4 protein-coding genes are annotated in these 12974 nt (G+C 51.8%); 3 read left to right on the top strand and 1 reads right to left on the bottom strand.

Annotated elements, in window-relative coordinates:
- The first annotated feature begins 59 nt into the window (after nt 1-59).
- From ACGG90_RS12650 to ACGG90_RS12640, 3 genes are all read left to right on the top strand, one after another.
- Entirely contained in the window at nt 60-9686 is a 9627-nt protein-coding gene (locus ACGG90_RS12650) for a mucin-binding protein (protein ID WP_390409942.1), read from the top strand.
- Nucleotides 9687-10333: 647 nt separating this feature from the next.
- Nucleotides 10334-11164 (top strand): hypothetical protein, encoded by an 831-nt coding sequence (locus ACGG90_RS12645; protein WP_390409940.1) that lies wholly within the window; start codon nt 10334-10336, stop codon nt 11162-11164.
- A gap of 12 nt (nt 11165-11176) precedes the next feature.
- Nucleotides 11177-11947 (top strand): hypothetical protein, encoded by a 771-nt coding sequence (locus tag ACGG90_RS12640; RefSeq protein ID WP_390409938.1) that lies wholly within the window; start codon nt 11177-11179, stop codon nt 11945-11947.
- 72 nt (nt 11948-12019) lie between these two features.
- Here the strand turns inward: ACGG90_RS12640 and ACGG90_RS12635 are convergent, their stop codons facing one another.
- On the bottom strand, nt 12020-12667 hold the full coding sequence (locus tag ACGG90_RS12635) for an SDR family oxidoreductase (protein WP_390409936.1): 648 nt from the start codon (nt 12665-12667) through the stop codon (nt 12020-12022).
- Nucleotides 12668-12974 lie beyond the last annotated feature (307 nt).

Below are 12974 nucleotides of genomic sequence, written 5' to 3'. Positions count from 1 at the left end.
GTAAGGATCACATTTCGGGGGAACTGTGATAGGAGTGTGCCGGGAGGAGTTTGGTAATCATGCCAAGGCACAATCTACGTAATAAATTATTCTCAATGACGGTGGATGAGAAACGTCATTACAAAATGTACAAAGATGGCAAAATGTGGGCTGTAGCCGGTTTGTCCCTGTTCTTCGCAGGCACCATGATGATGGCGCAACCAACATCAGTGCATGCCAGTGAGCCAAGCGAGCCAGGCGAACAGGCCCAAGCGCAAGCTGTGGCCACCATTCAAAGCAAAACGGCGGCTACCAAAGCTGGCGCGACTTTTGACGTCCAATTAACTGCGGGCTTTAAGGCCCCAACTTGGACGGCGGCGGACTTCACTCTGACGCCGGTGGCCGGCCAAGCTGATACTTATTCTGTCACGCTCAGCGCCCAAGGGTTGAAGGATCTGCAAAACGCCAATCTCGGTGCCAAGATCCAAGCGACGCAGGTGAAAGCCGGGACGCTGACGGTGACTGCGCCGGCTGCAGCGGCAACTGAAACAAAGAACGCACCTGAACCTGATCAGAATACATCGGCTCCGGTTGAGCCTGCGAAGGCACCGGTTGTTGCGACGACAGATGTCGCTAAAGCTGCTACAACGAGTACGTCTGCAGCTAACGCGCCTGCCTCAAGCACGGCCGCTGCCGATGCGCCAAAGGCTGCAAGTGAAACTGCAACGACTTCGCCGGTAACGAACGCCCAGGACGCAACAGCTGCGACTGATTCTGTGAAGAGTCAAGATAATACAGCAACTGATACTGCTAAAGCAGCTGCAACCAGCACGTCTGTAGCCGACACGACTACGGACGCATCTGTTGCGAACAAGTCTACTGATATCACGGCGAGTGAAGCAACGGCTTCTGATACGACAAAGGCTTCGCAGGCCGCTGCTTCAGACACTAAGCCTGATGATGCTCCGGTTGCGCCTGCAACAGAAACTTCAGCCGACACGAAACCTGTGACAGCTGGACCAACCAAAGCTGTGAGTGCGTCAATTACGCCGCAAGCGGGTAGCCAGCAAGCAACATCGACTGCAACTATTGGCGCTAATTCCACGATCAAAGTTGCCCAAACCAAGACTATGGTCGACGCGACTGCCGCCCCAGCACCAGCTCCTGCGCCAGCCTCTAACGCCAGTGCCACTGTTGACATTCCGACGACCACGCTTGGATTTGGCACTAGTGTAGCTGCTGGTAAAGACATGACGGCCTTATTTAATATGACTGGTCACGCTGGTGATGTCTTTACCATTACGATTCCTGCAGTGCATGCTGCATGGAATTTTGACGGTAGCAAGGTAGAGCCGTTGCCAGCTGCAGTCGGGACGACGGAACGGACGCAAAATACAGAAAATAATACGTGGACGATCACCAATACTTTCAAAGCTGATGCTAGTGTCACCCAGAAACTAATGCTTCACGTTTACGGCAACTACCATCCGGATATGCCGACTTCACCATTCAATGATATCGGTACTACGACGGATCAGATTACTTACACGGTTAACGGTGACAAGCAGACGCCAATTACGATGACACAGACTGTGTCTCCCAAGATTACAATTAATCCAATCGTGCGTGAATATCCCAAAGGAGACCTTGGTAATCTGTTACCACAAACAGATTACGTGTATCAGTTCACTACCCCAGAGGTAAGTGGAACCCATGATGCGACAAGTGATCCGACAGGTGGCATCAACCGGGTCGTAAATTATGGGACGACCATTACGATCCCCGTTCCGCCGCATTTTGTCTTGAATACGGATTTAACCAAACAACTTAATCATTTCAATGATCAAACGACGATTGCTCAACCTGGTGGTGCTGGCAGTGACATTATCATTACGGTGCCTAAAGGTAGTGGATTCACCTACCATGGAGATGGTTACCAACTGGTGGGAAAATACGACGTGGCACCGACTGCTGATCCTAAACCGCTAACCGCTTCTGGCCCAGCAACATTGGTTCAGAAGCTTGGTGACGGTGAAGATGCACCAACTCTAACTGCCACTGCTAAGAATCCTTGGTCGGAAACAATGCAACCAGCTGGCGATGGTGACGGTAGTGATTTGAAGGTGCTTGGCGATGTTCAGGTGGCTGGTAATGGTTCAGTTGCCAGCGACAAGCTCACCTTGGCTTCTGAGGCTGAGACGAGCCAACCGCTTCATTTCTTAAATGCCTTTACGGTCAGCTATCAAGGGTTATTGCCGCAAACAAAAGCAACCTTGACCATCACCGTTCCTGATGGCTTTGATGCTACCGGCATGCAAGTGCCAAGTGAACAAATTGATGGCACAGCAGCTTATATGCCGGGTACCACTTCATATGCTTATACGCTTACTTTAGCTGATGGGACGACCCAGAGTGGAACTGTCGGTGCAGGCGGCACATTTACGCGATCAGGTGATTCTCCAATCCGTAAGATCGAGCTGACTCCTAATGTCTTGGCGCCAGGCGCGCATTCCAAGAACTATCGTGATGATGATGGGAATTTGACGGATGGTATGGTGCTACTGGGGACACTGTCAAAGACTTATGATAGTGGTGCGCCAGTTAAGCCGGGTGATCAGCTGACGACCTCGATAGCAATCAGCGTTGTTGGTGCAAGCGAGATCAAAGGCTCGTTGACTACACAAACCGTTGTCGGACTCCAGGCGCATGTTGCGGGCTGGTCTAATGCAATTGATGATGATTCATCATTTCCTGGTAAGATAAAAGCAGGGGAAATCACGTTAGCATCTGGTATTTATGGGCAGACCACCAATTTAATCAAAGAGCCGATTATGTATGCAGTGCTGCCACCGCAACTGCATGGCTATGTTGATGAAGCCTCCGTACATGGTGCTAAAGTTTCAACGACGACCCTTGAAGACGGCAGGACTTTGATTGCCTTTGATTACACTGGCACTGGGATTTCCGTCGATACGTCGAAACCCACTCGCTCATATTCACGTGTGTTCTTCGACAATCTGCCTGATGCAGTAGCAGGTACGTATCCACTTCAGTTGCTGGTATATTCGCCAAACACACCACTACAGAAGGATCTTGCTAAAGTTACTGATCCAATCTTATTGAAGTCTGTGCCAGCAGGTACGTTGGATTATTATAATAAAAATTGGAAGATCGACATGGCTGACGCGCGATTCTCTGCAGCATTGGCGCAAGGTAATCAGGATGAGTCTCCAGCGGCTGCTGGTGTATCGGAAATTCACGGGTACAAAGCAGGCAACTTCTACGTTAATATGATCGATGCGACAAGTACTGATGCCACTAAGGCATTTGAAGTCGTCAACTTACCTCAAGCCGGCGATGATCAAGGTTCTACTTTTAATTTTAGGTTGAGTGGTCCTGTGGTGTTACCAAGTACCTTTGCTAACGGGAGTCCGATGAATGCGACGGCTTTGTATTCAACGGAACGGGCGACATTGAATGCAGACCAGACCACATTCCCTACTAATGGTTATGTTCCTAAAGAACTGGTTACGGACTGGGGCGCAATCAAGTCGATCTTCATTAATGTAGGCACGATTCCTAGTCGTACTGAGACTGGGCGGATTCAAATTCCAGGTGTTGACGAAACGATCTTGGATGACGATGGTAGGGTCGGTTATTTGCAGACTGCATTCTATGCGTCTAATGCACCTGCGTTACTGTCTACCAAAGACAGTGCTGCCAAGATTACGGTTACTGCCACTGATACTGTAACTGCTCGTTTGCACTATAAGAAGGATGGTCAGGATCAGTATATTGATCTGCCTGACCTGACCAAACAATATGCAGATGGCAAGGACACGATGCAGGAAGCAGACTTCCCGCAGACACTTGACGCTGCAAGCACAGCGTTGATTCCGGAAGGTTATCATCTGGTAGAAAATAGTCGCACCGTTTTGAACTTGGGTAATGGTGGTAAAGAATATGATGCCACTCACCCTAACGGCACGGCAACCTTCGGACAAGTGGCGAAGTATGACTTTGATGGCGATGTTGTTCAATATGAACTGACGACTGACACGCCAAAGGCAGACCTGACGGTGAAGTATGTCGATGATGACAACAATCAGGTAGTTGTGCCTGTGCCAGATTTGAAGCCGATTTCTGGCGAAGTTGGTGCTGCTGGTGATTATCCTGTGAAGGTACCAGTTGGCTATGAGCTGGCCAAGGACAAAGACGGCGAAGTTCATAACACGGTTCACTACATGATCACGGCAGATGATACAGACAATATTACCGTGCACTTGGTTCACCACCATACCAAGGCTACTGTGACCTCGACGACTACGACGGTTTATGTTGGTGACCCTGCAGCTCAAGTGCCTGAAGGTGTGTTGCCTGAATCCGTACCGCACACAATCACGTGGACGAAGGACACCGATGACATCACAAAGGCGACTACGTACACACCAACTGATACGACCGAGATTGTTGTCGAAACACCACAGATCACTGGGTATCATCCAGATAAAGATCGGACGACTTATACGCCGGAATTTACGAAAGTCGAACCACATGATGATACTCAGACAGTGACTTACAAATTCGATCCGGCCAGAACAAAAGTGACATATATCGACCTAGACAAGGATGATCCAGATGGTCCAGAGAAGCATGTAGTCGTTTCCACGGAAATGATTAAGGGCTACCTCGGTCAAAATGCGACTTACGTTCCAACGGCACCTGATAATTACGAGTTTGCCACTGGTCAATCTCTTGAAATCCACTATCATATGACAATTGACGATACTGATGATTTCATCATCCACTTGGTTCATCAAACTCAACCTGCGGGTACGGTGACGACCGACTATACTGTCCAATATGCGGGGTTGCCGGCTGAGCTGACTCCGGAAGCTCATCATCAGTCTGTGCAATGGACTGCAGCAACCGATGTCATCACAGGTATCAAGACCTACACGCCGCAAACCCCGACGGTTAACGCGGTCAACGCACCGCAAGTTGACGGGTATACACCGTCGCCAGCGAGTGTGGCTGCTCAACAATTGACGGCTACAACCACCGAGCCAACGGATCAGGACGTCACAATCACATATAGTCCTAATGACTCCAGTCAAACAGTGACGTACGTTGACGATGACAACGATGGTGCCAAAGTAGGTACAACTGCAACTCAAGATGGCAAAGTAGGTGACAAGGTCAGCTACACGGTCGATGTACCTGATGACTACTATTTGACACCAGGGCAGGAACTGAAGGATGGACAGTCGGTAAACTATACGTTGGCGTCAGGCCCGCATAATGTCACGATCCATCTGAAGCATAAGCTGACCTACGGGACAGCTGAAACGACGCGGACGATCAATTATGTCGTCACTGGTGACAACAAACCGGCGGTGCCAAGTGCAGTCACTCAGAATATTAAATGGAAGACAGTGACAGACCAAGTCACCAAGCAGACTGTGGCGACGCCGCAAGATGCCTATGAATTGGTTAAGACGCCGACCTTGACATGTTACACGCCAGATCAGAACCAAGTTGATCGGGAAGTTGTGCCAGCGACAACTGGTGCAATTCCGGGTAACGAGGCGGTTACCGTCACTTACACTCCGAATGCTGCAACGCAAACGGTGACGTATTATGACGATGACAACGACGGCGCGATCGTCGGCACGCAAACCACGCAAAATGGCGGCGTTGGTGACGAAGTAACCTTTCCTGTTCATGTGCCAGATGGCTATGCCTTAGTAACAGGACAAGGATTGTCTGATGGACAAGTTGTTTCCAACATTTTGACGGCGACGACAAATAATGTGCGGATCCACCTGACGCACAAGTTGACTTATGGGACAGCTGAAACAACGCGGACGATCAACTATGTCGTCACTGGTGACAATGCGCCAGCAGCGCCAACTGCAGTGGTCCAGACTATCAACTGGAAGACGGTGACCGACCAAGTCACGAAGCAGACTGTGGCGACACCGCAGACTGTCTATGAACTGGTTAAGGCGCCGACACTGGTGGGCTATACTCCAGATCAGACCCAAGTTGATCGCGAGCAGGTACCAGTGACAACTGGTGCACTTCCAGCCAATGAGACGGTCACCGTGACTTACAATCCTGCTGCAGCCACATTGCGTGTGACCTATGTTGATGATGTTGCCGGTGAGAAAGTAACGTCAGAGACGGTTAACGGACAAACTGGCGGTACTGGTGAATATACAGTCAAAGTGCCGACGCATTATGTACTGGCTGATGGGCAAGCGGACAAACTTGCTTACACGCTGACAACTGACGACACAGACAACTTGACAGTGCACCTGACCCACGATATCAAGCAAGGCACTGCTGCGACAACTCGGACGATCACCTATGTCGTTAACGGCTCAGCAACAGCGCCAAAGCAGGTTAAGCAAACGGTGAACTGGAAGACCAGTAAAGACCTGGTTACCGGTGAATCGGTTGCAACGCCTTCGGGGGCTTATTACGAGGTGGTTAGTCCGGATGTGCCAGGTTATACGCCGGATCCGTCGCAAGTCGCACAAGTCAGCCTTGGCGCTAAGCCAACTGCTGATTTGGCAAATATCGCAGTGAAGGTCACCTACAATCCTGACAAGCAGCAGATCAACGTCAAGTATGTGGACGATAATAACAATGAAGCGCAAGTTGGCAACCTTAGCACGCTTACTGGCAGTACTGACACTAGTGTCAACTGGGAGGCCAATGTGCCAAGCGGGTATGTTCTGACGCCAGGCCAGCAAGCGAAAGGCACCTATGCTTTCAGAGCGGAAAACAACCAGGATGTGGTCATTCACTTGACGCACAAGCTGACTTACGGCACAGCTACCACGACGCGGACCATCGCCTATGTCGTCACTGGTGACAACGCGCCGGACGCACCGGCGACTGTGACTCAGACTATCAACTGGAAGACCGTGACCGACCAAGTCACGAAGCAGACTGTGGCGACACCACAAGATGCCTATGAACTGGTTAAGTCGCCAACACTGGTAGGCTATGTTCCAGATCAGACCCAAGTTGATCTCGAGCAGGTACCAGCGACAACTGGTGCACTTCCAGCCAATGAGACGGTCACCGTGACTTACAATCCTGCTGCAGCCACATTGCGTGTGACCTATGTTGATGATGTTGCCGGTGAGAAAGTAACGTCAGAGACGGTTAACGGACAAACTGGCGGTACTGGTGAATATACAGTCAAAGTGCCGACGCATTATGTACTGGCTGATGGGCAAGCGGACAAACTTGCTTACACGCTGACAACTGACGACACAGACAACTTGACAGTGCACCTGACCCACGATATCAAGCAAGGCACTGCTGCGACAACTCGGACGATCACCTATGTCGTTAACGGCTCTGCAGCTGCGCCAAAGCAAGTTAAGCAAACGGTTAACTGGAAGACCAGTGAAGATCTGGTTACCGGCGAAGCGGTCGCAACACCTACGGGAGCTTATTACGAGGTGGTTAGTCCGGATGTGCCAGGCTATACACCGGATAAGGCAAAAGTTGCGCAAGTCGGACTTGATGGGATGCCGGTCTCTGAGCTTAAGAACACCGAGGTCACAGTCACCTACAAGCCTGACATGCAACAGATCCATGTGCAGTATGTGGATGATGATAACGATGAGGCCCAAGTCGGCGGCCTTGGCACCCTTGCCGGCCGCACCGATACCAGCACCAACTGGCAAGCCATTGTGCCAAGCGGATACATTTTGGCACCAGGTCAAGCAAAGAAGGGAGCGTATGCTTTCAAGGCAAACAACAACCAAGATGTGGTCATTCACTTGGTTCACGCTAAGACAACAGCGACAGTTGTAACGTCTTACACCGTAAACTACACTGGCTTGCCGGCTGCGCTGCTGCCGCAACCAGTCACCCATACAGTCGAATGGACCGCAACGACGGATGAAGCAACCGGCAAAACGGAGTACGTGCCGAAAGACTCAACTGTTGCCTCAGTAACGAGTCCATCGATTCCAGGCTATGCGGCAGATATCCCAGCAACCGACACGATCACGTTGACGACGATGACACAAACGCCAACGAATGTGACGACGACGGTGACCTACAAGCCAGTCGCAGCTGCATTGCGAGTAATCTATGTCGATGACGTTATCGGTCAGCAAGTGACATCGGAGCTGGTTAACGGCCACACCGGCGATACTGGTGAATATGATGTCAAAGTGCCGGCGCATTATGTACTTGCCGATGGTCAAGCGGACAAGCTTGGCTACACGCTGACGATTAACGACACTGACAACTTAATTGTCCACTTGACACACAAGGTGACGTATGATGATCCGACCACAACGCGGACCATCCACTATGTCGTCGAAGGCGGCACGGCCCCAGCAGATGTTGTGCAAACCGTTGACTGGAAAGTGGAAACAGATGAGGTCACTGGTCAATCCGTTGCGACGGCTGAGGGGATCTACACGCAAGTTATTTCCCCAGAGGTGCCGGGCTATCAACCAGATCAAGCTGTGATTGCCGGAGAATTGCTGGGGGTAAAGCCGACTGCAGATTTGAAGGACGAGACTGTCACAGTCACGTACGCTGCCAAAGCTGATGAACTGCAAGTCACCTACATTGAAAAGGGTGAGTTTGGTTTTGATGATCAGCTCCTCACGACGGAAATGGTCACTGGCAAGACTGGTGAGACCGTTCACTATACGGTGCATATTCCTGATGGCTTAGATGGCCACTATCAACTTAGTGGGGTCAATAGCGGCGACGACATCGCATACACGTTGACACCATCTGCCGATGGAATCGTGATCTATCTGTATCGTGAATATGGTCCTTCAAACAACGGCGGTGGCACGCCACCAACCGGTAATGAAGACGGCAACCCGCCAACCGGTAACGAAGACGGCAACCCGCCAACAGGCAACGAAGACGGCAACCCGCCAACAGGCAACGAAGACGGCAACCCGCCAACCGGTAACGAAGATGGGAATCCGCCAACAGGCAATGAAGACGGTAATCCGCCAACCGGTAACGAAGACGGCAACCCGCCAACCGGTAATGAGGATGGCAACCCACCAACTGGCAACGAAGACGGCAACCCGCCAACCGGTAATGAAGATGGCAACCCGCCAACCGGTAATGAAGACGGCAACCCACCAACTGGCAACGAAGACGGCAACCCGCCAACCGGTAACGAAGACGGCAACCCGCCAACGGACAACGGTGGTGGAACGCCGACGAACAACGGTGGCGGCACACCAACCGGCAACGGTGGTGGAACGCCGACGAACAACGGTGGCGGCACACCGACTGACAATGGCAGTGGCACACCAACCGACAACGGCAGCGGCACACCGACTGACAATGGCAGTGGCACACCAACCGGCAACGGCAGTGGCACGCCAACGAACAATGGCAATAGCACGCCAACCAAGGATGAAGGCAGCACGCCGCGGATCACATTACCAGCGACAGATGGCGATCAGCCAAATACGCTGAGTGATCAAACGCGGACGACCTTGCCAGATACCAACGCGTCGGCGGCGGCCACCACACAAACTGGGACGGCCAAGGCAACTGCTGAAGCAGCAAAGACTTCGCGGCGGCAACTGCCACAAACTGGTGATCAATCATCGTCAGAACTGGCATTCTTAGGCACTGCCTTACTTGCACTGCTGGGCTTGGCAGGCTGGAAGCGGAGAAAAGACCGCAACTAAGCCAAACCAGTCACTAAGCGCTCGATAAGCTATAACGAAAATAGAACCCGCTCAGAAACCGTCGTAAGCGACGAGATTTCTGAGCGGGTTCTATTTGTTTCGTAAAACCGTGTGGATATGACCGCTGTTCAAATTTACAGACAACACGACAAATACACGATCAGGCCTTCACCCATCGTGGAATTTGTCGCAACAGGCTATGTCTACCCTTGCCTGTTGGGTTTCGGCGAGCTGCATGGCGCAACACGGCAGACTGCCGCTAGAATCGCTTTGCACAACTCTTGCATATTCAGTTAAGTACCCAGCACCGTAAGCCTACGTGCGCTGAGGTGGTCGTGGCACAATCTGATAACGTCCTGGCATTGCCCAGGGAGAAGACGCTGGGCTTCATGGCGCTCTGGCGCTTTGAACGCACGAGCCGCGGTGGATGCCGTTACACATACACCCTCAAATCAGCTCGTGTAGGGATGCCGGGTACAGACCAACTTGTACTTTGCCAGTCTCAACACCCCACTGCAGGTTGCGATCATAATGTACCACGATTCAGATTAGAATGCAAGCGTTTTATTTAAGAACGTCACAGCGAAAAATTCGCGAATTTTTCGATTCGTTCGTATAATCAAGATACCTAGGAAGGGGTGACAATAGTGAAACGAGCCCCAGTGTTTAGGATCAATGGTGTAATCGATCGACCGAAACAATTGCTGATCCAGATGCAAAACCTGCCGCCGCAACACGTGGAAGTGGTGATAGTTCGTGCTTATGCCGTGTTCCGTGGCAAGCGCGCCGTGACTGATTCGCCAATCGAAACGGTAGGGCTGCTTGTGACACCGGATCTGCTGAATGCCAATCAACCGCTTCGCTACTCAAACGATATCTTAGTCCGCGGACAACTAGATGCCGTCACAGTCCTGAGGCATGCGCATGACCTGCGCCGGGTTGAACACATGATCAAAGAGAGTCGCGGCAAGATCTTGCAAGCTCAATCGGAATGGTTTGCCCGCTACATCCACGGCCAGCCTGGCGAAGACACGCTGGCCAGATACTTGGCAAAAGCTACGCAAAGCTGGCCAGGCTTAGCGGGACTGGCCGCTTATCAAGCGCATGTGGCGCATTTGGCTAGGCATCAAAGTACCGTTGCGATTGCGGCATTGATTAAGATGCAAGCTCACCAACGCGAATTGAATGCAGCGATTCGCGCCGAACTTGACGCGATCGCGCCACAATTATTGGTCATGATGGCTCCGCACAAAGTGATCACCAGCCCCTTGCTGCACCGCCAACAGCGGCCACGCGATGCAGTGGATCTGGCTTTGGTTGATGATCCGGATTATTTACACCAACAAGCTCAAGAAATTCAATCGGACTACCAGTTTGCCAAGCAGCACAACTTGCCGCTGCTAGCCCCGCGCTCGGGATGGGACGCGGCCAATTTAGCGCAGTGGCAAGCATGGGTGGATGAGGTATATCGCGGATAGGAGGAAATGCGCATGGCAAAGCATTCGCTGACGTTTCTGATCCAAGGCCAAGTGGTTGATGCCGTTGAAGAACAGGTGATGTTTTATTCCGGTCAAGTGGCCATTGTGCACTGGCTGGTGGTGGCAGTGGATCGCGAGGCGTCTTTGATGACAGATCCTGAAGTAGATGAAACTTATCCGCCGCCGCATACCGTGCGTCTGCAGGCGGCAGATCTGGCGGCGTTTGATGTGCATGTTGGCGATGTGTTGAACTTCGAAGCCGACTTGGATTGGGCAATCGAGTTCACCGGCGCCACAGCCGCGCCTAAGCGTGTCTTGCAGAATTTAACGGCTCAGATGATTGCCAAAAGCCGCAGTTTTAGTGAACGGGAATTGGGGTTGGGACACTATCAGTTTGATTTGTTGGGGGAGCGTTTTGCCCAAGGCCGGCTGAACTTTGATGAATGGCTGGCAGGCCAGCGCGGTTTGACCGCGGCGCCGAGCTTGCTGAAGCTGCAGCAGCTCTTGCAAAACTATGAGCAGCAGCGCGTGAAGCTTGAAGCGGCTCAAGAAGATCGCGTGATGGTAGTTGAAGACGAATTCTGGAATCTGGACGTGACACCTGGGTTGATGCCGCGCGAGGTGTTAGGCACAGTCGACAATTCTTCAAAGCACATTGAGCTGCGGCGTATCAGTGCGCAAGACACCGCGCGGCGCTGGCAGACGCTGCTTGAAGAAGCCCAGCAGTGGCAAGTTGAACATCCAGGTGGGGTGAGTGCCGCAACGCGCGAACAGATGAAGTAAGGCAAAAGGCGGCCTGACACCGAGTTGGTGTAAGGCCGCCTTTTGCTGACAAAAATCAATCAGTGTGTAATATTAGTAAAACGATGGCTTAGCGCCGTCTGTGTTGGGCTGGTTGACGCCGAGGGAATCGTGAACATATTTCTTCGGGTCGTTGATCAGCTTGACAACCAAGTCCGCCACACTCTTGCGGGAAACTTCGGTGCCTTTGAACAAGTCGTCGCGATGCGTCAACTCATAGTCAACGGTGTCGTCGTTCGACAGCCAAGCAGGCCGGACGATCGTGTAGTCAAGGTCGGAATGCTCAACGACCTTGGCAGCTGCGCGGTATGTCGGCAAGTAGCCGTCGTCAAGCTGTTGATGGTTCCACTTGCCAAAAGCGCCAGGCACTTCGTCATAGATCCCAAGCGTTGAGATCCAGATCAAGCGGCTGACTTTGGCCAGGTCCATTGCTTGCACGACAGCCTTGGCTTGGGTTTCGATGGTTTTGGTGCCAGCCAGGTTGGCATAAACGACATCGATACCGGCCATGGCCTTGTTCAGCGCGTCTGGATCTGTGGCGTCGCCTTCGATGACTGTTTCGCGATCAGCGTCTGCAACTTCCAGCCGCTTGGCATCACGCAGGAACAACGTCAGATGATGCTTGGTTTCACTTAACAACTGTTGTTCTGCCAGGCGCGCGATTTGACCGTTAGCGCCAATAATTAATCCTGGATTATTCATAGAATTTCAAAAAAGCAGCGCAATCCCACGATTCACACGGGAGTGCGCTGCTTTGGTGTTTCACCCATTGGGTGCGCCTATATGCTAAGGTTGAGTCAACGAAAACCATCACGAAAGCGAGGCTTCACACCATCTCAACTTTAACCAGCTTATCCCTGCAATGCAATACCAATGTGACTCTGACCGCCGACGGCGGTCAACTTTCAAATGACGCCGGGCTCGTTTTGTTCCAAGAGTTTCTTCATCGTATCAACTTTAGGCAACTTGCCAATCAGTGCCTCAAGTTACCAGACCAACGACGATTCTG

It is taken from the genome of Lacticaseibacillus jixiensis, assembly GCF_042847315.1.
Taxonomy (GTDB): Bacteria; Bacillota; Bacilli; order Lactobacillales; family Lactobacillaceae; genus Lacticaseibacillus; species Lacticaseibacillus jixiensis.
Note: the sequence above shows the minus strand (reverse complement) of the source record. Positions and strands in the feature narration are given on the sequence as shown.